Origin of the sequence: Halomonas sp. ND22Bw (assembly GCF_003011945.1) — a bacterium.
GTDB lineage: Bacteria > Pseudomonadota > Gammaproteobacteria > Pseudomonadales > Halomonadaceae > Halomonas > Halomonas halophila.
On record NZ_PXWD01001550.1, the window covers coordinates 1 to 244 of the forward strand.

General features: G+C 69.3%; 1 protein-coding gene. It reads right to left on the reverse strand.

Annotated features, from left to right (window positions below):
• Positions 1-244, reverse strand: a 244-nt coding sequence (locus tag CVH10_RS23435) for a hypothetical protein (protein WP_219925067.1), incomplete at both ends; no start/stop codon positions are given.

A 244-nucleotide genomic window follows, 5' to 3' on the forward strand; every position in this document is an offset into this window, starting at 1 on the left:
CAGCGCTTCAACTGGCCGTAATAGGGCTCGCGCCGCCAGGCATTGGGCTGGCCCGGATCGACCTGCACGTTCATGTGGCGCGAGACCGGATCGAGGCTCAGCACCATCTTGGCGCGCTCGGGCTTCCATTCCGGGCCGAGCCAGGCCTCCGTCATCCAGAGGCAGTGGAAGGCGCGGCAATGGTCGGGCCGGGTCGCGTGGATGGCGCAGCCCCGGCCCTGCTTGGTGTGCCGGCACCATTGCC